This is a genomic window from Dyella halodurans (genome assembly GCF_026283925.1).
Taxonomy (GTDB): Bacteria; Pseudomonadota; Gammaproteobacteria; order Xanthomonadales; family Rhodanobacteraceae; genus Dyella; species Dyella halodurans.
In genome coordinates, this window is the sequence record NZ_JAPDPF010000010.1 from 100,725 (window position 1) to 125,657 (window position 24,933).

Consider the following 24,933-nt stretch of genomic DNA (forward strand, 5'->3'; position numbering starts at 1 on the left):
CACCGCCTCATCGGAGAAACTTATGAACAAGCAGGTCCAGGCGCCCGAGGAACCGAGCGCCGCCGAGCGCATCGAGGAGCGCGCCGAGCGCGTCAAGCAAGCGACGTCCAGCGCCGTGGCGGGGGCCAAGGAAGCCGTCGGACGCGCCGCCGATCACGTCGAAGAGAGCTTGCATCACGCCACCGACAAAGCGGCCGACGCCGCCACGCGCGCCAATGCCAAGGCCAGCGAATACCGTGAGCGCGGCCGCGAGGCCTATGGCGAGGCGGTGGACCGCGCCGACGAATGGCTGGATAAGGCCCGCGACTACGTGCGCGAGAAACCGGTGCAATCCATCGCCATCGCACTTGGCGCTGGCTGGCTGCTAGGCCGCATACTGCGTCGCTGATACCAGCTGAGCCGAGGGCAGCGGATGGACCAGACCGGACGCGATGACGCGCCCGCCACACCCGATGAGGCGCCGGCACCGTCAGCGCCGCCTGGCCTGCTGGACGACATCGGCCGGCTGGGGCGAGCCTTCCATCGGCTGTTCGGCGCGCAACTGCGACTGCTGGCTGCGGAACTGGGCCTCGCGCGCAGTGCCGTGCACTGGATACTGTTGGCGGCCCTGGTTGCCACCGTCGCCGGGGTGGGCCTTGGCCTGACCCTGCTCGGTTTGATTGGTTGGCTGCTGGCGCAGTGGCTCGGCTCGTGGAGCTGGGCGCTGCTCGCCCTGGCCCTGATTGAGCTGGCGTTCCTGGTGGGCGCGGCCGTGCTGGTTCGCCGTTGCATGCACTGGATGAGCCTGCCCGCGACGCGGGGCGAGTGGAATGCGATGATGCGCGATGCCCTGCGTCGTCCCGACCCCCAGGGTGAGTCCCGCCCGGAGGACGCACCATGAGCATCTTCAAACAGCTGCAGGCCGTTCGCGTAGCGCAAGCACGATCGCAGCAGGCACGCCAGGAACTGGCCGTTCCGGCTCAGGCCCTGCTGGCGCGTGGGCAAGGCCATCCGCTTGCCACGGTAGGCGTGGCGGCAGGGGCAGGCTTCGTCCTGGGCCAGCTTAATGTGCATCCTTTGCGCGTACCCGGCTTGGGCGCACTGCTCAGTGGCACCGTCGCCGAAGTCGTCGCCCAGGCAGCGCGGCTGCTCGCCGAATTTACCGCAGGTGGCTTCGACCCCTCATGAGTGAGCACGAACCGCCCGCCGCGCCCATCACCTCGAGTGACGTGGCGGGTACGCCCATACCCGCCGTACCGATGATGTCGTACCAGGAGCCGCGCGTCGTCGCGCATCGCCTGGCGCGTGCGCGCAATGCGCGTCGTCACCTGCGCGGCATTCGTGCCGCACTCAATCTGCTGTTGCTGCTGGCCTTGATGTACACCATCACTCTGACCAAGGGGCTGTTGATTCCCCTGGTCCTGGCGGCCTTCATCGGCTTGGCGCTGAACCCGATCGTCGCCAGCGGTGCGCGCCTGGGCTTGCCGCGCTGGCTGTGCGCCAGCGTGCTGATGATCGCGCTGATCGCCGGCATCGTCAGCGGCCTCAGCATGCTGACCCAGCCGGCCCTGGGCTGGTTTCACGAGGCGCCCGCGGCGATCCGCAGCTTCGTGCCCAAGCTCAAGTCGATCATCCAGCCGCTGGAAGCGGCGAATCGAGCCACCCAGAGCCTGGTCGCCGGGCAGGGCACACGCGCACCGGCCTCGTCGCAGGCCGCGCTGGCGTTCAATGCTTGGGACGTGGTGGCCACCACGCCGAAGGTGCTCGCGGCGATCCTGACCGTGGTGCTGCTGGTGTTCTTCTTTCTGGTGTATGGCGACCTGCTGTTGCGTCGACTGGTGGAGGCCGCGCCAAGCTTCAGCTACAAGCGCCATGCCGTGCGCATCGTGCGCAGCATCCAGACCGAAGTGTCACGCTATATCCTCACCACCACCCTGATCAACTTCATGCTGGGCACGCTCACGGCCGGCATGCTGTGGCTTTATCACATGCCCGACCCGCTGCTGTGGGGCGCGGTCGCCATGCTGGCCAACTTCATTCCCTATGTGGGCGCCATCACGACGACGACGGTGCTGGCCCTGGTTGGCTTGATGAACTTCAACGACGCCGGCCCGGCGCTGTTGCCGGCGCTGACCTTTGCGGGCATTACGGCGATCGAAGGCAACCTGGTGACGCCGATGATCCAGGGGCGCCGCATGCGCCTGAGTCCCGTCGCCATCCTGCTGTGGCTGCTGGTGTGGGGTTGGCTGTGGGGCATACCGGGTGCCTTGCTCGCCGTGCCCATGCTCACCAGCACCAAACTCGTGGCCGAACGGATACCTAGCTGGCGCTGGTTTGCCATGATGGTGCAACGCTGACGCGCCGGGAGTCCAGGTGAACGGCAGCTTCGCGGTCAGGGCGGTGACCGAACAGGACTACGCCGCCTGGAAACCGCTGTGGGATGGCTATAACGCGTTCTACGGCCGTAGCGGGGCGACTGCGCTGGCGGAAGCAATCACGCGCTCGACCTGGGCGCGCTTCCTGGACGCCGACGAACCCGTGCATGCCCTGGTCGCTGAGCGTGATGGCGAGCTGCTGGGCCTGGCCCACTATCTTTACCACCGCAGCACCACCAGCCTGGCCGATAGCTGCTATCTGCAGGACTTGTACACGGTGGCGGCGGCGCGTGGCCTGGGTATCGGGCGTGCGCTGATCGAGGCGGTTTACGCGCAAGCACGGCAAGCCGGCGCAGCACGCGTGTACTGGCAGACCCACCAGACCAACGCGACGGCCATGCGCCTCTACGACACCCTGGCGGAGCCATCCGGTTTCATCGTGTATCGCAAAATGCTCTGACGAGGCGTTCTGCCTCGGACGTTACCAGTCGATGCGCACGCGATCGCGAAAGAAGCCGCCATGGATCGCCGGGCGGGAAGGCAAGGTGGCCGCCCATACGATGCCGGCGGCGCCTTCGGCCACCGGGCGTCCACCGTGGCCACCCATGTCGGTGGCGACCCAGCCGGGGCAGACGGCGTTGACCAGGATGCCGCTGCCGCTAAGTTCCGTCGCCAGCATGCGCGTATGGCTGTTCAAGGCCGCCTTGGAGACGCGATAGGCGGGGCAACTGGTGCCCTCGCTGTCGATCGCACCACAGCCGCTGGATACGTTGACGATGCGGCCGTAGCCGTGACGCCGCATCAGCGGCAGCATCGCCTCGGTCAATTGCCAGGCGCCGAGCAGATTGGTTTCCAAGGCCTGCCGTACGACATCCATATCGACCGACGAGGCTTCGTTGTCGACATCGAAATACGCACCCGCGTTGTTGATCAGGATATCCAGGCGCCCGTACTCGCGATCGATGCGGGAGGCGAGCGCGCGCACGTCAGCGGGTGAGGTCACATCCAGCGCCACCGCGACCACCGCGCCGCCTTCGCGGCGCAGTTGCCGCGCCGCCTTCTCGCCGGCCAGGGCGTTGCGGGCGCCCAGCAGCACGGTGATGCCGTCGGCGGCCAGTTGTCGCGCCACCTCAAGCCCAAGGCCGCGGTTGGCACCGCTGACCAGGGCCACGCGCTGCGCCGGTTCCGGTTCGGCCAGCGCCGAACGACGCCGCGGTGACCGCACCGGAAACGCCACGGCGTTCATGGAGCGGCGGCCAGCTGGTCACAGCGTTCGTTGGCGCAGGCCTGCCAGCCGCCGCCCAGCGCCTTGTACACCGAGACGGCGCGCAAGTTGATCGCGGCCTGTCCATCGGCGAGCGCATCTTCCGCCGACAGCTGGGTGCGCTCGGCGTCGAGCAATTGCAGGTAGTCCGCGGCACCCTCGTTGTAGCGGATGCGCGCCAGGTCGGCCGCGCGTCGGCTCTGCGCCACCTGGTCGACCAGCTTCTGCACGCGATCGCGCTGCAGGTTATAGCCGACGATGGCATTGTCCACGTCCTCGACGGCCTGCAGCACGGCGCGCTGATAGTTCGCCAGCGCCGCGTCGGCACGCGCCTCGCTGGCTTTCACGTTGGAGCGTACGCGCTGCACGTTGAGCCCGGACCAGGTGATGCTGGGCGCGATCGACCATGCACGCGAAGACGGGCCGCCAAAGCCATTGCTGCGACCGGCCAGGAAGCCGAGGAAACCGCCCAGCGTGATATGCGGGTAGTAGTCGGCCTTGGCCACACCGATACGCGCATTGGCAGCCGCCAGGTCACGCTCCGCGATACGGATATCCGGGCGGCGGGTGAGCACGTCGCCCGCGTTGCCGATCGGTAGCGCAACGTCGATCGGGTGGAAGTTCTGCGGCGACAGATCGATATCCAGCTCACCCGGACGCTCGCCCAGCAGCACGGCCAGTCGCGACGTATCGGTCTGCACCAGGGTCTGCAATACCGGCAACTGCGCTTCCACCGAACTGAGTCGTGCGCTGGCGCTGGCGGCGTCCTGTTCGGAGCCCGTGCCGATGTCGGTGCGGGCGCGGATCAGGCGCAGCGACTCGCGCTGGTTCTCGATATCGCGGTTCGCCACATCGATGCGCAGCTGCGCGCCGCGCAAGTCGAAGTAATAGCGTGCCACCTCGGCGAACAGCGTGACCTGGGCATCCTGCAGCGAGGCCTCGCTGGCGCCGGCATCCGCACGCGCTGCTTCCACCGAGCGACGCACGCCACCGAACAGATCGATTTCCCAGCTGGCGTCGAAGCCGGCCTCATAGCTGGTGATGGTGGTGCGCTGGTCGGTGAAGCCCGGCTGCTGTTCGCGGCTGCGCGAATAGTTCGCCACCGTCTCCACGTCGGGAATCTGCTGCGACTTGGCCACGCCGAGCAAGGCGCGCGATTCCCGCAGGCGGGCAAACGCGATCTTCAGGTCCGGACTGTTTTGCGCGGCGCGCTGGATCAGCGCGTCGAGCGTCGGGTCATTGAATTGCTTCCACCAATCGGCCTGGAAACCCTGGGTGGATTCCTGCTGGCCATTCACGCCCTGCGCAGCGACCGGCTTTTCCTGCGGCGCGTGGTAGTCAGGCCCCACGCTGGCGCAGCCGGCCAGGATCAGCGAGGCGGCAAGTGCGGTGAGCATTCTCATCAGTGATTCTCCAGGGCAGGTGCCGGCAGGCTCGCGTGGGCAGCCTTGCGGGCGCGGCGGCGTTCGCTCATGCGTTCGCTCCAGCCGCGTACCAGCACATAGAACAGCGGGGTAAAGATCAGGCCGAAGAAGGTGACGCCCAGCATGCCGGCGAACACCGCCACACCCATCGCATGACGCATCTCGGCACCGGCACCGTGCGAGGTGACCAGCGGCACCACGCCCATGATGAAGGCGAACGAGGTCATCAGGATCGGGCGCAGTCGCAGGCGGGCGGCTTCCAGCACGGCCTGGGTGCGATCCATGCCTTCGATGATCTGCGCCTCGCGGGCAAACTCGACGATCAGGATCGCGTTCTTGCAGGCCAGGCCGACCAGCACGATCAAGCCGATCTGGGTGAAGATGTTGTTGTCACCGCCGGACAACCACACGCCGGAGATGGCAGACAGCAGCACCATCGGCACGATCAGGATCACCGCCAGCGGCAGCAACAGGCTTTCGTACAGCGAGGCCAGCACCAGGAACACCAGCAGCACGCACAACGGGAACACCAGGATGGCGGTGTTGCCGGCGAGGATCTGCTGATAGGTCAGCTCGGTCCATTCGAAGGTCATACCGTTGGGCAGGTTCTCGCGCGCCAGCTTCTCGATCGCCGCCTGGGCCTGGCCGCTGCTGAAGCCTGGCGCCGGGCCGCCGTTGATTTCGGCCGTCGGGTAGCCGTTGTAATGCTGCACGCGATCGGGGCCGACGCTCTGGCGAATGGTCACGAACGAACCCAGCGGAATCGCCTCGCCACTCGCACTGCGCGTCTTCAGGCGCAGGATGTCCTCTGGCTCATGACGGAAGCTGGGCTCCGCCGACACATTCACCTGGTAGGTACGACCGAAGCGATTGAAGTCGTTGACGTAGAGCGAGCCGAGGTAGGCCTGCATGGTCTGGTAGACATCGGCCAGGTCCACGCCCTCGGCCTTGGCCTTCTCGCGGTCCACGTCCGCATCGATCTGCGGCACGCTGACCTGGTAGCTGGAGAACAGGCCTGCCAGCGTGGGCACCTTCGTGCTGGCCTGGATCAAGCCCTGGGTCTGCTTGTACAGCTCCTCGAAGCCCGCATCGGAACGGTCTTCCACCTGCAGACGGAAGCCGCCAATCGTGCCCAGGCCCATTACCGGCGGCGGCGGGAACACGGCGATATACGCATCCTGGATCGCCGCATACTTCTGGTTGAGCGCGCCAGCGATGGCACCCGCCGACAGCGACGCGTCGCGACGTTCCTCGAACGGCTTGAGCGTGACGAAGACGATGCCGGAATTGGTGCTGTTGGTGAAGCCGTTGATCGACAGGCCGGGGAACGCCACCGCACTTTCCACGCCGGGTTGCTTGAGCGCGATATCGCTCATGCGACGGATCACGTCCTCGGAGCGATCCAGCGACGCGGCATCCGGCAACTGCGCGAACGACACCAGGTATTGCTTGTCCTGCGCCGGCACGAATCCGGTCGGCACATGGGCGAATCCGAACAGACCCAGCAGCACCAGGCCGCCGTAAATCACCAGCGCAATCGAACCCGAACGCAGGATGCGCTTCACGCCACCGACGTAACGGTTTGCACTGGTCTCGAACAGGCGGTTGAACGGACGGAACAGCCAGCCGAACGCACGGTCGATGAAGAGGCTGAGCTTGTCCTTCGGTGCGCCACGTTCCTGCAGCAGCAGCGCGGCAAGCGCCGGGCTGAGGGTGAGCGAGTTGAATGCCGAGATCACCGTGGAGATCGCGATGGTCAGCGCGAACTGGCGATAGAACTGACCGGTCAGGCCGCTGATGAAGGCCGCCGGCACGAACACCGCGCACAGCACCAGCGCCGTCGCCACGATCGGCCCGGTCACTTCGTTCATCGCCTTGCGCGTGGCTTCCTTCGGTGAAAGGCCGTGCTCGATATGCCGCTCGACGTTCTCCACCACCACGATGGCGTCATCCACCACGATGCCGATGGCCAGCACCAGGCCGAACAGCGACAGCGCGTTGAGGGAGAAACCTACCAGCAGCATCACAGCGAAGGTGCCGATCAGCGAAACGGGCACGGCCACCAGCGGAATGATCGACGCGCGCCAGGTCTGCAGGAACAGGATCACCACCAGCACCACCAGCGCAATCGCCTCGAACAGCGTATGCACGACGGCTTCGATCGAGCCGCGCACGAACACGGTCGGGTCATAGACGATCTGGTAGTCCACGCCCTGCGGGAAATCCTTTTTCAGGTCCGCCATCAGGTGGCGGACTTCGTCGGAGATCTGGATCGCGTTGGAGCCGGGGCGCGCGAAGATCGGCAAGGCCACGGCCGGACGGTTGTTGAGCAGGCTGCGCAGGGCGTAGTTGTTCGAGCCCAGTTCGACGCGGGCGACGTCACGCAGATGGGTGACCGCGCCGGTGGCGTCCTTGCGCACGATGATGTTGAGGAAGTCTTCCTCGTTGATCAGGCGACCCTGCGTGTTGATGTTGAGCTGGAACGCGGCATTGTTCGGTCCCGGCGGCGCATTCAGCGCACCGGCGGCCACGGCCACGTTCTGCTCCTGGATCGCGCGCACCACGTCGCCGGTGGTGAGCTGGCGCACGGCCAGCCGCTCGGGATCGAGCCATACGCGCATGCTGTATTCGCCCGCGCCAAAGATCTGCACGTCGCCGACGCCGTCGAGGCGCGCCAGCTGGTCCTTGATGTGCAGGCGCGCATAGTTCGACAGATACAACATGTCGTAGCGCTGATCGGGCGAGATCAGGTGCACCACCATGGTCAGGTCGGGCGAACTCTTCTGCGTGGTCACGCCCAGGCGCTGCACTTCTTCCGGCAGGCGCGGTTGCGCCTGTGCCACGCGGTTCTGCACCTGCACCTGGGCGTTGTCCAGGTCGGTGCCCAGCGCGAAGGTGACGGTCAAGGTCATGGCGCCGTCGCTGGTGGACTGCGAGCTGGTGTAGAGCATGCCTTCCACGCCGTTGATCTGTTCCTCCAGCGGCGTGGCGACGGTTTCGGCGATCACCTTGGGATTGGCGCCGGGATAGCTGGCGCGCACCACCACGGTGGGCGGTACCACCTCGGGGTATTCGCTGATCGGCAGCCGGAACAGCGCAATGCCGCCGGCGATCACGATCAGCACGGAGAGGACGCCAGCCAGGATCGGCCTGTCCACGAAAAATTGGGCGATTTTCATTGCATTCGTCCTGGTTGCTCTGGGCACCATTCCCGCGCTGGGCGGGGACTTGGGAGCCTTGTTCGCGTGACGCGGAGACAACGGTTCCCTGACCCTCCTTCATCCGAAGGAGGGAACTTCATTGCTCGCTGATCGCTTTCCTAATCCGTCATCCCTGCGAAGGCAGGGATCCAGTGCCTTTCGTACGGCGAGCGAGAGTCACTGGATTCCTGCCTTCGCAGGAATGACGAGCAAATGGCCCTACTTCTGCTGCGCGGCGTTCTGACCCGAACCGCCGCCCGTCATCGCCAGCTGCTTGTTCGGATCCAGGCTGCGCGTTTCCATCGCCACCTTGGTCGGATTCACTTCCACGCCGGGACGTACGTGCTGCAAGCCGTTGACGATCACCACGTCCTTGGCATCGAGGCCTTCCGTCACCACGCGCAGGCCATCCAGCAACGGGCCGGTGACCACGCGGCGGTATTCGACCTTGCGATCCTTGTCGATCACATAGACGAACTTGTTGCCGAGGTCGGTGGCGACGGCGCGGTCGTCGACCAGGGCGCGCGGCTCGCGGCTGTCGCTGCGCAGCTGGATACGCACATACAGGCCGGGGGTGTAGCGTGCATCGGCGTTGTCGAACACGGCGCGCAGGCGGATCGTGCCGCTGCCGGCGCGCAGCTGGTTGTCGACGAAGTCGATGCGGCCGGTATGCGGAAAGCCCTTCTCGTCGGCCAGCGCCATGGTGATCTGCGGCGAGCTGCCATGTTCGCGCCGCTGACGATCGAACTTCAGGTAGCTGTGCTCGTCCACGTCGAAGTAGGCATAGATCGGGTCGATGCTCACCACGCTGGTCAGCACATCGTTGCTGGTGACCAGGTTGCCCGGCGTCACCAGGGCATTGCTGACGCGGCCATCGATTGGCGCGCGTATCTCGGTGAAGCCGAGGTTGAGGCGGGCGGCATCCAACGCCGCCTGGGTCGAGGCGACCTGGGCCTTGGCGCTTTCGGCGGCGGTGGCAAGGCGGTCGGCTTCCTCGCGGGCGACGGCGTGCTGCTCGAGCAGCCGACGTCCGCGCTCGGCATTGGCCTGGGCCAGCACCTGCTCGGAGCGGGCCTGACTCAGGTTGGCGTTGAGGCGATCGACTTCGGCCTGGTAGGGACGCGGGTCGATGCGGAACAGCAGTTGTCCCTTGCGCACGGTGGCGCCTTCCTGGAAATGCACCGAATCCACATAGCCGCCGACTCGCGGCCGCAACTGAATGGTGTCGACAGCCTGCAAGCGGCCGGTGAACTCGTCGGCGTCATCGACCGGGCGCACCAGCACCTGGGATACGGTGACCGGGGGCGGCGCCCCGGCAGGTGCGGTTTGTGCCTGGGTGTCGCCGCTATGGCCGAGCAAGCCCCAGCTGCCGGCCACCACGGCCAAGGCAAGAGTGGCGAAGATCCATTGTTTCTTCATGTCGCGCTCCCAATTTGATCTCGTCGGGGCAGGGGCACGCCGACGAACAGGAGCGAGAGATTAGGTGTACTATTTGGTTCAATAAATACCTCTTTGTGCAATGCAATAGTGACTGTCAGTCACGAATAGGGTGAAAATCCAAGCTATGGAAGACTTTGCCGCAATCTCCGCCTTTGTCCGCGTCGTCGAGGCCAAGAGCTTTGCCGCCGCCGCCGCCCAACTGGGCATGACGCCATCCGGGGTCAGTCGCGCTGTGTCGCGCCTGGAGGAGCAGCTGGGTGCACGGCTGCTGTTCCGTTCCACGCGATCACTGCGGTTGACCGACGATGGGGCCTCGTTCCATGCGCGTTGCAAGGAGATCCTTGCCGATCTCACCGAGGCCACCGAGGCGCTCGGCTACGCCAGCCGCAAGCCCAGCGGCAAGCTGCGCATTGGTGCGCCGGCTGCCGTGGGGCGTACCGTCATCATCCCGAGGCTGGCGGAATTCGAACAGCGCTATCCGGATATCCGCCTTGAACTGTCGATGTGCGATTACGCCTACGACCTCAATGAGGAAGGCATCGATTGCGCCATCCGGGTGGGGCCACTGGAGGATTCCAGCCTGATCGCGCGCAAGATCGGCTACCTGCGCAACGTGATGATTGCCTCGCCGGAGTATCTGGCGAAATACGGCGCACCGCAGAGCATCGAGGATCTGAAGGATCACCGCTGCATCAACTACATCCAGCCCAACGGCCGCCCGCGCCAGTGGCAGTTCGACACGCCAAGCGGCCAGGTGGGCATCGACATCGATGGGCATCTGCTGATCAACGATGCCGAATCGGTGATCCAGGCGGTGGTCGCGGGGCTGGGCATCACCCAGGCGCCGCACGTCATTGCCGCCTGCATGCTCGACTTCGGCAAGCTCGAGCTGGTGATGACCGACACCAACTCCACCGGCAAGCCGGTATGGATCGTCTACCCGCAGAAGAAGCACCTGTCGGCCCGCGTGCAGGCCTTCATCGAGTGGGTGCGCGAAGTATTCGAGCAGAGCAACGAGCCAGGCAAGCACAAGAAGCCGGTGGCCGTGCCTGCCGAGCCCGAACGCATCCGCGCCTAAGCCCTGCCTCTACTGTTGTAGGAGCGCACCCTGTGCGCGAAAAGCCAACAGCGCGGCGACGCCACCACCTCCCTGGTGCGAAAACCCACCATCGAGTTGACATCCCGGCGCCGCGTTCGCGCACAGGGTGCGCTCCTACACAGGAGCGGGGATTACGCGCCTGCCGGCACCAGCAGCAGCAAGGCAATGCCCAGCACGATGCGATAGATGGCAAACGGCGTGAAGCGATGGCTGCGGATATAGCCGAGCAGCCACTTCACCGCGATAAAGCCCACCACGCCGGAGACGATGAAGCCGACGATCAGCGCGGTCCAGTCTTCGTGCACGCCCCCTTCCTTGACCACCTTCAGCAACTCATAGCCGCTGGCGGCATACATGGTGGGAATGCCGACCAGGAAGGCGAATTCGGTGGCCGCCGCGCGGTTGCTGGTGCCGGCCAGCATGGCGGTGAAGATGGTGGCCGCCGAGCGCGAGGTGCCCGGGAAGATGCCCGCCACCATCTGCGCGATACCGACCAGGATGGCCACCCGCCAGGTCACCTCGGTCCGGTCCGGCTGGCGCGCCGCCAGGCGTTCCGCCGCGAGCATCCAGACGCCGCCAATCACCAGCGCCCAGGCCACCGGCGTCACCGCCTCGGGCAGCTTGAAGCCCAGCTTCACCGCGACCAGGCCCAGCACGGCCGTGATCAGAAACGCCACCACCAGCTTCAGCAGGTAGTCGCGGTTGGCTGGATCACGCCACTGCGTGAACAACTGCCAGATGCGACTCCAGTAGATGAAGGTCACCGCCAGGATGGCGCCGGCCTGGATGCCGACATTGAACAGGTCCGAGCGTTCGCCCAGGCCAAACTTCTCCGCAATCAGCAGATGTCCCGTGCTGGAGATCGGCAGGAACTCGGTGATGCCCTCGATGATGCCGAGCAGGATGACGTTGATCAGGTCACTCACGGAAAACGCACTCCGGACGGGTTGGGCGGGCGTCGGCAGCGTGCCGGCGCAAAGCGGCATAGCTTACGGGAATGCGGTGGGCTGGCGGTTGGGCGGAAGGCGGTGCAAGCTAGGTCGGTTGAGCCGGGCGCGTCACTCGCCGAGATGGCGCGTCCAGGGAAATATTGCACCATCGTGGTGCGTGTTTGCGTTTCATTATCGTGCAACGTGATCGCGCCAAGATCGTTCGTATTGACCTAAGGCATTGATCTGCCTGGAGCCATCGACTTGGCACAAGCCTTGCTCAAGACACTGTCGTTTTCTTCACCTTTAGCCCGCCGAGGTTGTCCATGTCGTCCGCCGCCCAGAAAGTTCTCGACCTGATCCAGGAACACGAGGTCGAATTCGTCGACTTCCGCTTTGCCGACATGCTCGGTAAGCACCATCACGTCACGTTCCCGGCCCATGCCATCGACGAAGGCACCTTCGAGGACGGCAAGATGTTCGACGGCTCGTCGATCACCGGCTGGAAGGGCATCAACGAGTCCGACATGATCCTGCTGCCGGATCCGGATACCGCCTATATCGATCCGTTCAGCGCGCACACCCAGATGGTGCTGCATTGCGACGTGCTCGAGCCGTCGACCATGCAGGCTTACGGCCGCGACCCGCGCTCCATCGCCAAGCGCGGCGAGGCCTACCTGAAGTCCACCGGCATCGCCGACACCGCCTTCTTCGGTCCGGAGCCGGAGTTCTTCATTTTCGATTCCGTGCGCTGGCAGAACGACATGGGTCGCGTGTTCTACGAAATCGGCTCCGAAGAAGCCGCCTGGAGCTCGCGCTACAAGTACGAGGACAACAACACCGGTCATCGCCCGGGCGTGAAGGGCGGCTACTTCCCGGTCAGCCCGGTCGACTCGCTCGGTGACCTGCGCGCCGACATGTGCAAGGTGCTGGAGTCGCTCGGCCAGGTCGTCGAAGTGCATCACCACGAAGTGGCGAATGCGGGCCAGTGCGAGATCGGCGTGAAGTTCAACACGCTGGTGCAGAAGGCCGACGAACTGATGACGATGAAGTACGTCATCAAGAACGTCGCCCACCAGAACGGCAAGACCGTCACCTTCATGCCCAAGCCGATCGTCGGCGACAACGGCAGCGGCATGCACGTGCACCAGTCGCTGGCGAAGGACGGCAACAACCTGTTTGCCGGTGACCTGTACGGCGGCCTGTCGCAGACGGCGCTGTGGTACATCGGTGGCATCTTCAAGCACGCCAAGGCCATCAACGCGTTCGCCAACTCCACCACCAACAGCTACAAGCGCCTGGTGCCGGGCTTCGAAGCGCCGGTGATGCTGGCCTACTCGGCCCGCAACCGCTCGGCCAGCTGCCGCATCCCGTACGTGTCCAGCCCGAAGGGCCGCCGCATCGAAGTGCGCTTCCCCGATCCGATGAACTCCGGCTACCTGGTGTTCACCGCGCTGATGATGGCCGGCCTCGATGGCATCATCAACAAGATCGACCCGGGCGCGCCGGCCGACAAGGACCTGTACGACCTGCCGCCGGAAGAAGAGAAGAACATCCCGCAGGTGTGCTCGAGCCTGGACGAAGCGCTGAACGCGCTCGACAAGGACCGTGACTTCCTCAAGGCCGGTGGCGTGTTCACCGACGACTTCATCGACGCCTACATCGGCGTGAAGATGCAGGAAGTGACCCGCTACCGCGCCAGCACGCATCCGCTGGAGTTCCAGATGTACTACGCGCTCTGATCGCGTAGCTCTGAGTGCAGAAAAATAACGGGCGCTTCGGCGCCCGTTTTTTTTCTGTGCGGGATGCGCCCGGTCGAAGTGAACCGGTTTCCTGGGCGGAGATCCGCTGAGGAAAGCGACATCTACTAGGGTCATGCGCTGGCTCCCCAGAGTTGGCCCGAGGCTTACCTTCGGCATCTGGAACCGGATGCACAAGGAAGCGTCATGCGACGATACGCTTGCTCACGTAACCGCCTCAGCGCGTTGCTTGTCTTGATCGGCCTTGCCGTGGGCTCGCCCGTCATGGCCGTGGATATCGCGCCGCCCATCTTGTTGGCGAACGTCTATCACGCCGGCATCGCGCTCGATGATTATTGGGTCAGCGAAAAATACGATGGCGTGCGCGGCTATTGGGATGGCGAGAAGCTCCTCACGCGAAGTGGCGCCACCATCCACGCACCCGCCTGGTTTACCGCCCGCTGGCCGAAGACGCCCATGGACGGCGAGCTTTGGGTAGGACGAGGGGAATTCGATGTGGTGTCGGCCACGATTCGCCAGCAGCCTCCCGCTGACGCTGCGTGGCGCCGGGTTCACTACATGGTCTTTGATCTGCCGGCGCATCCCGGTCCGTTTACCGAACGCATCCCGGCGTTGAAACAAGTAGTGACCGCGCTGAATGTCTCGTGGGTGCAGCCCGTGCTGCCATACAAGGTGGCCGACGAATCCGTGCTCAAGGTGCAACTTGATCGCGTGATTGAGCACGGCGGTGAAGGCTTGATGCTACACCGCGGCGCGGCGCTATACCGGGCAGGGCGCAGCGACGATCTGCTGAAGCTCAAGCCCTATGATGACGCCGAAGCACGCGTGATCGCACATCTCCCCGGCAAGGGAAAATACGCCGGCGCGCTCGGTGCTTTGCTGGTCGAAACGCCTGACGGAATGCGTTTCCGCCTGGGCTCGGGTTTCACGGACGCGCAGCGCCACAACCCGCCGCCGATCGGCAGTCTGGTGACCTATCGATATCGCGGCATGACTTCAAACGGCAAACCGCGATTTGCCACGTTCGTGCGCGTTCGCGAAAAGGAGTGAGTACGCCGCCGCGAAGCGGGCTCACTGACGCAGCGGATTCCATCGCTGTGCCGCCGTTCGCATGGGTCATAGTGTGAGAGGCAATGCCGAAGACAGACTGTTGCTTCCGGCATCGGTCATGACGCGATTGCGTCCGGCGTGCTTGGCCCGATAAAGCGCTGCATCCGCTTCCATGTAAAGCCGCTGCAGCACGTAGCCGGACGTATCGGTGCAGGCCAGGCCAAAGCTGGCGGAAAACGAGACGACCGTGCCGTTCCGGTCCACTTCGGTAGCGCCAATGGCGCTACGAATGCGCTCGGCGATCGCCATGCCCTGCTCGCGGGAGCAGTCGAGCAGCAGGATGCCGAACTCCTCGCCTCCGAGCCGGCCGAACAAGTCGATCGGGCGCAATTGCTGTTGGCAGATGGCAACGGTGCGCTTCAGCACGGCGTCGCCCATGGCGTGGCCGTGGACGTCATTGACCTGCTTGAAGTGGTCCAGATCGAGGGAGATCAGGCAGGCCTGGTCGAGTTTTTTCTCGAGCAGGTGCAAGGCGCGACCAGCCTCGCCGACAAAATGCTGATGGTTGAAGATGCCAGTCAGGCCGTCGTGATTTGACAGCTTCTTGTAGCGAAGCTGCGAGCGCTTGAGCCGGAACAGCCAGAAGACGATGGAAGTGAGCGTCACGAGCAACAGGACGATGTAGAGCCGGCTGGTTTCCACCGCCTTGGTATCGAGAGCCCGCTGCAGACGAAGAATATTGTTTTGCTTGCCCAATGCATCGGTTTCGAGCTTCTGGGTCAGCAGGTGTTGCTGCACCACCTGGTAGGCCATCGCCCTGGCGCTGGCGTCATTGAGATAGCCTTTGTCCTGGGCGACGTAGTGCTCGTAGTACGAGAGCGCGATGGCGGCATTGCCCTGCCTTTTTTCAATTTGGTAGAGCACCTCGTAGACGTCCTTGAGCCACGTGCTGATGTCGTCCGAGCTGCTCATGGCCAAAGCGGAGAGTGCCGCCTTCTTGGCGTCGCTGTCGTTACCCAGCTTCGCGTTGGCCTGTGCCAGTTCGACCTGCGCGGCAAGTACGTGGGAGTAGTAATGGTTTTCGTTGATGCCGGGAATAATCTTGTGAAGCAGGTCGAGTGCTTTACCTGGTTGACCCTCGTCCAGATAGAGGTTTCCCTTGAGCAGCCACATGGTGTCGGCAAATACAGGCTGCCCGGCAGCCAAGCAAGTGTCGATAACGCGCTGAACTTCCGGACTGGATGACGTCAGTCTGTTGCCTTCGTGGAGCGCGTTGACCTGCATGGAAAGGGGGTTGCACAGCGTCTCCCCGGGAGGAATGGTGTCCTCCATCATGCGGGCATAACTGATGGCCAGGTCGTACTGGCCAGAGAAGGCCGAGAGCTGCGACAGATTGGCCAGGACGGTGAAGCGGGCCAGCCTGTCCCTAATTTCTGGCAGGTCGAGTGCCAGCCGATTGGCCAGGGTAAAGGCCTCCTCGTAGCGGCGGTTGAGTCCCAGGTTGCTCATGAGCAAGGAGGACGCCTTGGCGACCAGGGTCATGTCACCGGAGTGATCAATGACTTCCTGAAGCGAGGCATTGGCTTTGCTGTAGTCGCCTTGGAAGGCCATTTGCCATGCGTCGAGATAGCGCAGGTGCCACTGTTGGCCTGGTGTCAGGTGGGGTCCTTCGTGGTGGATTTGCTCCAGCATGCGGACAAAGCGCGAGTGGTCGCGCGTGCGAACCTGCTCGGTCTGGTCCAGGAACTCGCCTTCATCGGGAGTCGCAGCGGTGGCGTGGGCTGTCTGCGCGAGTGCGCAGAAGGCCAGGCCCGCCAGGGCGGGCCATCGCCAATGCTTGTGCCACCCCTGCGGCACGTCGCGCTCGCCTAGGGTGCTGGCTAAAGCTTGGCGTCTTCGGGATCCTGCGCCGGATGCGGATCTTCATCGGCATCATCCAGCTCATCGTCTTCATGACCCGTCTGCGAGCTTTGGGGCGAATACATGGGCTTGTGCCCGAGCTCCTCGGCCAACCGTGAGCTGTCGCCGGATGCCACCGCAGCCGTAAGGGCTTCTGGCGCCTGTGCTTGGGCGAGCATGGATGTCAGCTCGTCGGCGGACGCGTGACGCAGCGAGGCATCACGGCCGATGGCTTCCAGCAATTCAATCGTGTCTTGCATGTGTTTTCCCCTGTTCCGTCCGTTGATCGGGCATCGGCATGACGGATCTGGCATGTCGATGCCGTGCGGCCCTCAGCTTGATAGATCTCGATGACGTGACCATCCATGCTCATTGATGGCACTGCGTGTCATCTTTGCCCATGTTTCAGCGGGCCACCCCTTTTCTGAAACATCGTTCCCCTTCAGCGTACCCTGGCCTTAGGCAAGGGCATCGACCTCGGCCTGCCTGTCCAATGCGTCCAAACGTTCCTGCATGGCCAGATTTGGCTGCAAGGTCCGTGCCGGAGGCAACACCACGGTCTCTTCGGCGGTCAATGGGGCCTCAGGCAGATCGCGCAGGGCTACGCGGATGATCCGCGGCTGCTGGATCGGCAGCGTGGCCCCGCGGTAAATGATGACTTCGTGATCCAGCGGATAGTCGCGGCTTAGCAGATCGACCAGCAGTTGTCGGTAGGCCGGCCCGGTCTTGAAGCGAGCCGTCGATCGATCGCCCACCAGGCCGACCTGCCACAGCACCAGGTAGCCGGTAGGGTCGATGCGCCGCTCAAACAGAAGCAGCTGGCTGGCCTCGAAGTGCTGGCAGCCGAAGCGGCCGGGGTCGATCCCCAGGTCGGCGTAGAGACAGTCTTCTGCGGAAATGCCCGGCTCCATGTGCGCCGCGAATCCCTCGGCCCGGGCGACCTCGATGACCTTGTGCGGCGACCAGGCAAAAATGCCGGGGTGGCCGTAGAACACGCCGCAAACGCGTTTGCCGGCACGCACCTCGGTCATCATCAGCTCGACCCATTGCCGGTAGGTCTTCATCCGCGACTTGCCCTCGCGGTAGTAGGACTGCAGGCTGCGCACGTCGGGATGCATGCGCTGCAGCCACATCTCCACCAGGCTGTCGGAAAGCCCCGCGAAGACGACGTCCGCCTGTTCGATATGGCTGCGTGCCAGCGGCGTCAGATGGGAGCCAAGGGTCATGCCCATGCCGACGCAGGCCAGGCTGCCGGCGCGGGCGTTGGTTGGAGAAAGCAGGGAGGGTGTGTTCATCGCCTGATGATAGGGCAACACCCGGGGCCGGCAACGGCGTCGCCGGTTCGAAAGCAAGCTCCGGTACGTCGCAGGAAGGATGGTGCCGCAGGACCCGGTTCGACTCCTAGGAGCCTGTTCAAAGTCTCCGTCACGGCCAAGTATTCGCACCCTTTCCTACCCGTCATCCCCGCGAAAGCGGGGATCCAGTGCCTTTGGCGCGACAAGAGGCCGAGGTAAATCGAAGCAAGTCGCTGGATCCCCGCTTTCGCGGGGATGACGGTGAGGGAGAAATGACGTTTTCGAGGCTGTTCTTCCCTCGTATCCGAGACTTTGAACAGGCTCTTAGCGCTCGCTGCTGCTTATCCGCTCCAGGATGCGACGAAGATGGGCGAGGTCGGTCTTGGAAAGTTGCTGCACGGCGGGCGGCGCGTCGTCGCGCACGGTGCGGCGCGCCGATTCGATCAGCCGCCGCCCCGCCGGCGTCAGCGACACCAGCTTCGCGCGCCGATTGTCCGGGTGGGGATGGCGCTCAACCAGGCCACGATCCTCAAGATCGTTGACGGCGACGGTGGTGGCCGGCGCATCACTGGTGCTCACCGCCAGCTGCGTCAAGGTCTTCGGCTCATCGACCAGCCGCCACAGGATGCGCACACGACTGAACGGAAGGGCGGTGGCTTCGCTGACCTTTCGACGCCACTCGCCGCGGGTTTCCCACACCAGGCCGACCAGCATCTGCCAGATGCGATCGGCCTCGCTGTCGCGGTGGGCGCGGCCCGTCATGCCGTTGCTCCGGCAGCTGCTTCCTCCAGCAAGTGCGCAGCATGGCGGGTGGTGTCACGCGCCCAGCCCGTGTTGGACAACCACGCCAGCAGCAATACGACCACGCCACCGCCAGTGATCAGCCACCAGAACGGATGCGTGGCCTCGGCGAAGCCGTCATGCACATGCGAGCCCAGGATGGTGCCCGCAAGCGCCACGCCGAGCGAGGCACCGATCTGCCGGCTGGTAGAGGCGATCGCCGCGGCAACACCCGCCTGCGCCTTGGGCATGCCGGACACGGCCGTATTGGTAATAGGCGCGTTCACCATGCCGAAACCCACGCCAAAGATCACATACGTCAGCATCAGCAACGGCAACGGGGTGGTAGCCGTCAGCTGGGTCATCATCAGCGCGCTGACCACGGTGGCTGCGCCGGAAGCCAGCAGGGACGGGCGTGTGCCGTAGATGCCGACCAGACGCCCCGAGAGCGGCGAGCAAAGAATCGTGGCCAGGGCGAGCGGCAACGTGCACAAGCCTGTGTGAAAGGCCGACAGGCCGCGCACCTCCTGCAAGTACAGCGCATTGAGAAACAGGAAGCCGGAGAACGACGAGAAGCTGCATACGGCGATCAAGGTCGCGCTGCTGAAAGGTGCACTGCGAAAGAACCGCACATCGATCAACGGTTCGTGGCGCCGAGGTTCGTAGATGAGCAAGCCGACCAGCGCCAGCGCAGCGGCGGCGAACAAGCCGATGATCGTCGTCGAGTTCCATCCGGCATGGGGACCTTCGATCACGGCGTAAGTCACCGCGGCCAGTATCACGAATACCAATAGTTGCCCGAGCGGATCGACGCGCCGCGGATGCCGTGCCCTGGATTCCGGAATGTAGCGCGCGGCCAGCAGCATGGCCGCCGCACCCACCGGCAAATTCACCCAGAAGATCGAGCGCCAGCCGATGCTTTCGGTCAGCGCGCCGCCGATCACCGGACCCAGCGCCATCGATACCCCAGCAACCGCACCCCAGATGCCGATGGCGCGAGCGCGTGCTTTTGGTTCGTGGAAGGTATTGGCAATGATCGACATGGCGACCGGATTGAGCATGGTCGCGCCCAACGCCTGCAGCATGCGAAATGCCACCAGGCCCTGGATGCCCGGGGCAACGCTGCACAGCAGCGAGCCCAGCATGAACAGGGCCATGCCCGTCTGGAACACGCGCCGACGCCCGAAGCGGTCGGCCATCGACCCGGCCAGCATCAGCAGGCTCGCCACCACCATGGTGTAGGCATCGATCACCCACTGCAGGCCCGAGATCGACGCGCCAAGATCGTGACGAATCGAGGGCAGCGCGACGTTGACGATGGTGGCGTCCATCGCAACCATCAGCAGGCTGAGGCAGCAGATACCGAGAATCAGGTGGGGATGGGTCTCAGCCCGTCCCTTGTCGACAACAGTTGTATTCATACAACTATTGTCAATTGGTAACTATCCCGCGTCAATTGACGCCTGCCAATGCATGGGGCTCGGGCTCGTTGCAAAGGGGCACACATCCCGACCATGGCCGTCTTTTTCGCGCAGCGCGAGGAACGCATCAGTGCGCGTCCTTGATCCATGTCCTGTCACGGTTCTCGCCGTTTTCCAAACACTTGCCAGTCATCGGAGTGTTTGATGCATTCACTCTGTAAGTGCAACGTCGTAGGGACTCGTGCAGGGCCATTCGGTAACGAGCGCAGCGATCGCCGCACGCAACTTTGCAGCGACCCCCTACAAATCCCACCTTGCGCATTTGCTACTTTCGCCCTGTCACCCACGCCATCCCTCCTGGGCTACGTCGGTGACCATTGCAGTGATGCAGTGAAGTAGCGCGGATCGCATGGGAGGCAACCCATACGACCCGCTGACCATCACCAACTACGAAGGAGTTGATCATGGCTGCACCAGATCATACGGCACTCGCTCGCCCGCCGAATCCCCCTGGCGGCAAATCCACCCGAACGCTCGGTCGTCCGCGTCGTTCTGCGGACACGGTCGAGAATTCGTGGCAACAGGTTGCGCTGAAGTTGACGTCCATCCAGGAGGCGATGAACGAGATCGCCGCCCTTGTCGTCGAAAGCGAAGTGGCGCGCAAGGCCCATGCCCGTGGTAGTGCCATGCGGCCCGGCCAGTGGCCGCTCGCGCAAGGTTGCGCGGAGAACCTGGTTGCTGCGATCCGACTTCTCGGCCAATACGCCGAGCTGCTCAGGCGTGAGCCCTAGGTGGAACCCCAGAGTCCGATGATCGCTCCGCGGCGTACCGCGTTATGAGCACGGCGCGCCGCACCTGGGCGAGAGTCTTCTGGGGTTCCACACATACGAACGCATTGAATGACGTCGACACCGAGTCGCTGACCTCAGGCGGAGCAGTCAGCAAGGTTTCGGCACCGCGGCGCAGTCCTCACCCTAGACATCCATATTGAACGATTGAGGCCACTGCAATCGGGGCGTGGAATCACGAAGCAGACATTCCGGATAGTTGATTTTCGCGGCATTCATCATGCCGGGCGCGGCGCCTTCATTCTCATGGGCGCGCCCATGGAGTCGAATGGCTTGCGAAACGAGAACGCAGTGGGCGTTGAGCCATGGACGTGGAGATGATCGATCCGTTCCACCGCTTCGCCCCAGTTTGGCCTGTGCTGCCCGTCGACCCACCATGCCGCATAACTTGGCCACGCGCCGGTCTCGACCCAATCCTCACGCCTGGACAAAGCCTCGCGATGTACACCGTGATAGGCGAAAGCAGCGACCGATTCGAGATCGCGCCACAAAGAGAGGGTCATGGCGAGCTGAGTAAGTGCGATCCCATCCGGAGCGCAACCGGGCGCAATGACCGGCCCCCACGAGTGCTCCCAGGTCTGCACATCCCTGATAGACCGGTCAAAGAAGCCTGCGCTGCCGTCGGCGGCAGCATAGACGTCACCGATACGATCAACGAATCCTTGAACGACGGGATCGCCGACGGGCGCCCTTAGAACCCCAAACGTGAAGAATGCAATGCGGGGATTGATGTGCATATGACAACACCTCCCAGTTGAGACCACGTTCGAAATCTGCACCCATAGGGAATTTCCCCGATCCCCCGGCGCGAGAATACAGGGTCTGCTTTGGGTCGGGAGCGGACCTTTCATCAAGCCCAATTCAACCTCACAGATGAGGCCCATCAAACAGGCATTGCCCCGTCTTTTTGTCGACCTGAATGTGCTCAGGGATGCCGGCCTGCGCGCCGCAGAACTCCATCACTTCGCTCACGTTGAACGTAGCCACGATTTGTTCGCCGGTGTCATCAACCACAATCTCTGCAGCCATTTGGCCCGGGGACGTGGAAGAAGCGAGCCCAATTTTCGCCAAGCCTTCGTTTACCGACCAGGCGCCGCCCTGGCCAGGCCGTAGGCGGCTCGCGTGTAGCGAACATCCAAAGTAGCTCCCCGATAGGCTTGGTCCAATTTCGTTCCGGAAAGAAATTTCGGTGAGCGATGATCCGTCATAGGAGAGGACAAGCTCCTGATATGCAGATTTGGCCTCAACGCGTCCTTGGAGGCAGCGCACATCGTGCGTCGCCCAAGCAGCCGTTGTCGCAAGCACCAAAGCCCCAGCCACGGCCCCGATATGCCCAAGTCGCATAGAACCCTCTCCCCCTGAAAACTTAAGGTCCGTTCCGGGTCGGTAGCGGACCTTATTTAAACTGCTCGAAGTCCACCGATTCTTTCACGAATTGCCCAGTGGCAAGCAACACGCGCTCGAGATCAGCAATCACGACCTTGTTGTTGTCTTTCGCGAACACAAAGAGCCCCCAAATGTCGTCGTCGATCTCGTAATTGCCGCCCGGATAGCTCCAGTAGGTGAAATAGCGGTCCTGCGCCAACGCAGCCAATGCAAACCGTGGGTCGTTTAGGTTGTCGGGGGGAGGCCCGATGGTTGCACCTAGTGCATCGCGCAAAATCTCTGCCACCCTCGGAAAGCCATCTTTCCGAGGGTCGTCCAGTAGCTCAATCAGGAGTTCGCTGCCGTGATAAACCGGTCGAACTCTAAATCGAATGGGATTCGACATAGTCCCTCTATCGTTCGAACCTGTGCGTCTTAATAATTCGACCAATCCATCGTCGCTCGTTAGGTCCGCTACGGGTCGGAAGCAGACGTTCTCTAGATTCCCCGGTCCGCAGTATGGCAACTCTCCAAACCGTCGGGGAGTATCGCCATGTCCATGCAGCCCAATGGCCGCCCACTGATCCCATGGAACCGCGGAAGGGTCATTGGTCAGAAGCTTCCCCTGAAGCTCCGGGACATCTTTGGGATAAGGGTCCGCCTTCAGTTGCAGCGGCGCGTCCGGGACTTGGCCCTGTTCAATCTGGCGATCGATAGCAAGCTTCGGGGCTGCGACCTGGTCGCCCTGAGGGTTTGCGACTTGGCCAGGGAAGGTGGCCTCGGCACCAGGGCCCAGATTATCCAGCGGAAGACGGGCAAAACGGTCCAGTTCGAGCTCACTGAGCAAACCCGGCGAGCCATCATGGATTGGATCAACCGAAGGTCATTGACTCGAGAGGACTACCTATTCCCAAGCCGGCAGCGGCCCGAGACTCACCTGTCTACTCGCCAATACGCCCGGATCTTAAAGCGCTGGGTGGCGAGTGCAGGACTCGAGCCATCGGACTACGGAACGCACTCCATGAGGCGAACGAAGCCTACCCTGATCTACCGCCGGACCCACAACCTGCGGGCCATCCAGCTCTTATTGGGCCACACCAAGCTTGAGAGTACCGTCCGCTATCTGGGCATCGAGGTGGAGGATGCCCTGGCGCTATCGGAGGAAACGGAAGTCTGATCTGGCGCCGAGCGGGAGCCGACAGTCCCATCACGCTAGGCGAATCCGTCTGTTCGACCAGGGTCCGAATTATCTGCGGCATCAGGTCGTACAGAGAACAGTCGCTCGGACGCTGCTTCCGCGGCCTGGAGACCCTCGTCTGTCAGGGTGATCCGCTTCCTCTTGTTGACCGGGTCCAGAATAAGCCCTTTGGCAAAGAGTCGATCCGTCACCTCCCAGTCGATGGCTTTCCACACCTTGCGGGTATCGTGTAGCGTGAGGTACAGCACGGCCAGAGCCGCGTCATCGATTTTTGTCGCATCGAGATCCATGGTGGCCTCCCGCGGGCCAAGGGGTATTCAATAGAGTACGCCCAAGGCAAAGGCCAGGAGGGCCTGACCTGCTACTGAGTCTGTAATCGATTCTCGCGGACATTGGTCAAATAGCCAGTCGTGTCTCGGGGCGGACCTTCACGAGGTCAAACTGCGTCCCAAGGCGTGGCCACGACCTTGGCACGTAGCACCGAGGACCAAGGAGCTTGCAAATGACTAATCAAGCGATCTTCCCGGACGACGAGAATGGCGCCATGCTGCGACAGATGGATGCAGACGGGGACGACCTATCGGTGCCGCGCGAGATCGCCTTCACAGTCATTTTTCCAACGGAAGATTCCGCGCTGAAGTTCGCGGTTATGCTCCTGAAGCACGAGCAGAAGGTCTCTTTCGCAGAGGGTGGAGATCAGGGCGAATTGTTCTGGCTAGTGCAAGCTCATCCGTACATGGTCCCCTCGCACGAGAACATTTCCAGCTACGAAGACTTGCTGGTGAGTGAGGCCGACGCCTTCGGGGGCCGGTTCATCGCATGGGGATGCGAAAGCTAGAATGACGAAGGGCATATCGGTGCTTGGACCGTCCGCTTTCGACCCGAAGCCGACATTCTTGATCCTGACTGGCAAGGAGAGGCGTGCGCCGCATCTGTCCGACCAGTTCAAGCTTTGGATCGACAGGGATTCCACAGAGGCTGCTCATCTCCATGGGCGTATCCATGAGACGTTCGCTATACGGGACGTGAACCCTAAAAAGCGGAAGGAATCGAAGTGAGCTTGCGAAGTTTTCCAGCACGCGAGCCGCGCATGCCGCGCGGCTCGCGCCATTGGGCTGGACTGAATTTCCAGGGTCCCATCTGTTCTCTTGCGAAAGTCAGTTGTTCTTTATCGACGGGGAACTGCCCCCACCGATAATGCGAGCGTTCGTATTGTATTGAATTCCATTCATAACCACGACAACCGTGTAGGGGTAATCGCCGGGAGCTTGATTGTTGTCAGTCACGGTAACCTTCGGCTTATCGGGGTCGTAAGTTGGGGGGGAAAAGGGGTTCGTGCCTGGAGGTGGATCGAATGTGATTGAGAAGAACGTGAACTTCTCCTTCTCAAACGGAATCCACTCAATGGTATCGTTTCCGCGGTCGACCCCTTGATGTTTGGCGGACACGACTACCTGCGGATCGCCAGTGGGGTCGCACAGCACTTGGATTTGCTTGGTCATTGCGCTATTCCTTGGTTTTGTGCCTTTTGTCGGCACGGGGTTGGAAGAACACGCTGCTTCGAATCCCCTGATTGGGCGCACCAAATTGAACTCTGTTGTGCATAC

At 63.1% G+C, this 24,933-nt stretch carries 26 protein-coding genes; 11 read left to right on the forward strand and 15 right to left on the reverse strand.

The annotated features are described in order from the left end of the window. The first annotated feature begins 22 nt into the window (after positions 1 to 22). Genes OUZ49_RS18365 through OUZ49_RS18385 form a run of 5 tightly spaced genes read left to right on the forward strand, consistent with a single transcriptional unit; the run spans position 23 to position 2,814 of the window. Complete coding sequence (locus OUZ49_RS18365; protein ID WP_266152057.1) at positions 23 to 388, forward strand: ElaB/YgaM/YqjD family protein; 366 nt, start codon at positions 23 to 25, stop codon at positions 386 to 388. A gap of 24 nt (positions 389 to 412) precedes the next feature. Then, on the forward strand, positions 413 to 880 hold the full coding sequence (locus tag OUZ49_RS18370) for an ABC transporter ATP-binding protein (RefSeq protein ID WP_266152058.1): 468 nt from the start codon (positions 413 to 415) through the stop codon (positions 878 to 880). Next, entirely contained in the window at positions 877 to 1,167 is a 291-nt protein-coding gene (locus tag OUZ49_RS18375) for a hypothetical protein (protein WP_266152059.1), read from the forward strand. The genes OUZ49_RS18370 and OUZ49_RS18375 overlap by 4 nt, the downstream gene beginning before the upstream one ends. After that, positions 1,164 to 2,336: an AI-2E family transporter gene (locus OUZ49_RS18380; protein ID WP_266152060.1), complete on the forward strand. Its 1,173-nt coding sequence runs from the start codon at positions 1,164 to 1,166 to the stop codon at positions 2,334 to 2,336. Before OUZ49_RS18375 ends, OUZ49_RS18380 begins: the two co-directional genes overlap by 4 nt. A gap of 16 nt (positions 2,337 to 2,352) precedes the next feature. Beyond that, on the forward strand, positions 2,353 to 2,814 hold the full coding sequence (locus tag OUZ49_RS18385) for a GNAT family N-acetyltransferase (RefSeq protein ID WP_266152061.1): 462 nt from the start codon (positions 2,353 to 2,355) through the stop codon (positions 2,812 to 2,814). A gap of 21 nt (positions 2,815 to 2,835) precedes the next feature. On the opposite strand, the gene OUZ49_RS18390 is transcribed toward OUZ49_RS18385, so the two are convergent. From OUZ49_RS18390 to OUZ49_RS18405, 4 genes are all read right to left on the reverse strand, one after another. Further along, positions 2,836 to 3,600, reverse strand: a complete 765-nt coding sequence (locus tag OUZ49_RS18390) for an SDR family oxidoreductase (RefSeq protein ID WP_266152062.1) — start codon at positions 3,598 to 3,600, stop codon at positions 2,836 to 2,838. Further along, positions 3,597 to 5,021 carry an efflux transporter outer membrane subunit gene (locus OUZ49_RS18395; protein ID WP_266152063.1) on the reverse strand — a complete coding sequence of 475 codons (1,425 nt, stop codon included), beginning with the start codon at positions 5,019 to 5,021 and terminating at the stop codon, positions 3,597 to 3,599. Before OUZ49_RS18395 ends, OUZ49_RS18390 begins: the two co-directional genes overlap by 4 nt. Then, positions 5,021 to 8,221 carry an efflux RND transporter permease subunit gene (locus OUZ49_RS18400; protein ID WP_266152064.1) on the reverse strand — a complete coding sequence of 1,067 codons (3,201 nt, stop codon included), beginning with the start codon at positions 8,219 to 8,221 and terminating at the stop codon, positions 5,021 to 5,023. The genes OUZ49_RS18395 and OUZ49_RS18400 overlap by 1 nt, the downstream gene beginning before the upstream one ends. Before the next feature lie 240 nt (positions 8,222 to 8,461). Next, positions 8,462 to 9,661 (reverse strand): efflux RND transporter periplasmic adaptor subunit, encoded by a 1,200-nt coding sequence (locus OUZ49_RS18405; protein WP_266152065.1) that lies wholly within the window; start codon positions 9,659 to 9,661, stop codon positions 8,462 to 8,464. A gap of 145 nt (positions 9,662 to 9,806) precedes the next feature. On the opposite strand from OUZ49_RS18405, the gene OUZ49_RS18410 reads away from it, so the two are divergent. Beyond that, the gene (locus tag OUZ49_RS18410; protein WP_266152121.1) at positions 9,807 to 10,760 is read left to right on the forward strand and encodes a LysR family transcriptional regulator; all 954 of its coding nucleotides are present in this window, start codon (positions 9,807 to 9,809) and stop codon (positions 10,758 to 10,760) included. Between the two features lie 152 nt (positions 10,761 to 10,912). Here OUZ49_RS18410 and OUZ49_RS18415 read toward each other — a convergent pair whose 3' ends face one another. Beyond that, on the reverse strand, positions 10,913 to 11,707 hold the full coding sequence (locus tag OUZ49_RS18415) for an undecaprenyl-diphosphate phosphatase (protein WP_266152066.1): 795 nt from the start codon (positions 11,705 to 11,707) through the stop codon (positions 10,913 to 10,915). 329 nt (positions 11,708 to 12,036) lie between these two features. On the opposite strand from OUZ49_RS18415, the gene glnA reads away from it, so the two are divergent. Then, positions 12,037 to 13,452 (forward strand): type I glutamate--ammonia ligase, encoded by a 1,416-nt coding sequence (gene glnA, locus OUZ49_RS18420; RefSeq protein WP_266152067.1) that lies wholly within the window; start codon positions 12,037 to 12,039, stop codon positions 13,450 to 13,452. Positions 13,453 to 13,656: 204 nt separating this feature from the next. After that, complete coding sequence (locus OUZ49_RS18425) at positions 13,657 to 14,520, forward strand: DNA ligase (RefSeq protein ID WP_266152068.1); 864 nt, start codon at positions 13,657 to 13,659, stop codon at positions 14,518 to 14,520. 66 nt (positions 14,521 to 14,586) lie between these two features. On the opposite strand, the gene OUZ49_RS18430 is transcribed toward OUZ49_RS18425, so the two are convergent. The 5 genes from OUZ49_RS18430 to OUZ49_RS18450 form a co-directional block, all read right to left on the reverse strand. Next, entirely contained in the window at positions 14,587 to 16,212 is a 1,626-nt protein-coding gene (locus tag OUZ49_RS18430) for a tetratricopeptide repeat-containing diguanylate cyclase (RefSeq protein WP_266152069.1), read from the reverse strand. Positions 16,213 to 16,400: 188 nt separating this feature from the next. Continuing rightward, entirely contained in the window at positions 16,401 to 16,679 is a 279-nt protein-coding gene (locus tag OUZ49_RS18435) for a hypothetical protein (protein ID WP_266152070.1), read from the reverse strand. Between the two features lie 198 nt (positions 16,680 to 16,877). Continuing rightward, complete coding sequence (locus tag OUZ49_RS18440) at positions 16,878 to 17,714, reverse strand: SAM-dependent methyltransferase (protein ID WP_266152122.1); 837 nt, start codon at positions 17,712 to 17,714, stop codon at positions 16,878 to 16,880. Between the two features lie 324 nt (positions 17,715 to 18,038). Then, entirely contained in the window at positions 18,039 to 18,476 is a 438-nt protein-coding gene (locus OUZ49_RS18445) for a MarR family winged helix-turn-helix transcriptional regulator (protein WP_266152071.1), read from the reverse strand. After that, positions 18,473 to 19,915: an MFS transporter gene (locus tag OUZ49_RS18450; RefSeq protein WP_266152072.1), complete on the reverse strand. Its 1,443-nt coding sequence runs from the start codon at positions 19,913 to 19,915 to the stop codon at positions 18,473 to 18,475. The genes OUZ49_RS18445 and OUZ49_RS18450 overlap by 4 nt, the downstream gene beginning before the upstream one ends. A 464-nt stretch (positions 19,916 to 20,379) precedes the next feature. On the opposite strand from OUZ49_RS18450, the gene OUZ49_RS18455 reads away from it, so the two are divergent. Further along, the gene (locus OUZ49_RS18455) at positions 20,380 to 20,706 is read left to right on the forward strand and encodes a hypothetical protein (protein WP_266152073.1); all 327 of its coding nucleotides are present in this window, start codon (positions 20,380 to 20,382) and stop codon (positions 20,704 to 20,706) included. A gap of 275 nt (positions 20,707 to 20,981) precedes the next feature. Here the strand turns inward: OUZ49_RS18455 and OUZ49_RS18460 are convergent, their stop codons facing one another. The 3 genes from OUZ49_RS18460 to OUZ49_RS18470 form a co-directional block, all read right to left on the reverse strand. Beyond that, positions 20,982 to 21,500 (reverse strand): DUF3291 domain-containing protein, encoded by a 519-nt coding sequence (locus OUZ49_RS18460; RefSeq protein ID WP_266152074.1) that lies wholly within the window; start codon positions 21,498 to 21,500, stop codon positions 20,982 to 20,984. A 130-nt stretch (positions 21,501 to 21,630) separates the two neighbouring features. Beyond that, positions 21,631 to 21,792 (reverse strand): hypothetical protein, encoded by a 162-nt coding sequence (locus OUZ49_RS18465; RefSeq protein WP_266151091.1) that lies wholly within the window; start codon positions 21,790 to 21,792, stop codon positions 21,631 to 21,633. A 367-nt stretch (positions 21,793 to 22,159) separates the two neighbouring features. Beyond that, positions 22,160 to 22,975 (reverse strand): hypothetical protein, encoded by an 816-nt coding sequence (locus OUZ49_RS18470; RefSeq protein ID WP_266152124.1) that lies wholly within the window; start codon positions 22,973 to 22,975, stop codon positions 22,160 to 22,162. On the opposite strand from OUZ49_RS18470, the gene OUZ49_RS18475 reads away from it, so the two are divergent. After that, positions 22,865 to 23,305: a tyrosine-type recombinase/integrase gene (locus OUZ49_RS18475; RefSeq protein WP_266152123.1), complete on the forward strand. Its 441-nt coding sequence runs from the start codon at positions 22,865 to 22,867 to the stop codon at positions 23,303 to 23,305. The genes OUZ49_RS18470 and OUZ49_RS18475 overlap by 111 nt on opposite strands. Positions 23,306 to 23,340: 35 nt before the next feature. Here the strand turns inward: OUZ49_RS18475 and OUZ49_RS18480 are convergent, their stop codons facing one another. Next, positions 23,341 to 23,616, reverse strand: coding sequence for a DUF6429 family protein (locus tag OUZ49_RS18480; protein ID WP_266152075.1), 276 nt, complete (start codon positions 23,614 to 23,616; stop codon positions 23,341 to 23,343). Positions 23,617 to 23,828: 212 nt separating this feature from the next. Here OUZ49_RS18480 and OUZ49_RS18485 point away from each other — a divergent pair, with 212 nt between their 5' ends. Next, positions 23,829 to 24,164: a ribonuclease E inhibitor RraB gene (locus OUZ49_RS18485; protein WP_266152076.1), complete on the forward strand. Its 336-nt coding sequence runs from the start codon at positions 23,829 to 23,831 to the stop codon at positions 24,162 to 24,164. Between the two features lie 319 nt (positions 24,165 to 24,483). On the opposite strand, the gene OUZ49_RS18490 is transcribed toward OUZ49_RS18485, so the two are convergent. Further along, positions 24,484 to 24,828, reverse strand: a complete 345-nt coding sequence (locus OUZ49_RS18490; protein WP_266152077.1) for a hypothetical protein — start codon at positions 24,826 to 24,828, stop codon at positions 24,484 to 24,486. Between the last annotated feature and the right edge of the window lie 105 nt (positions 24,829 to 24,933).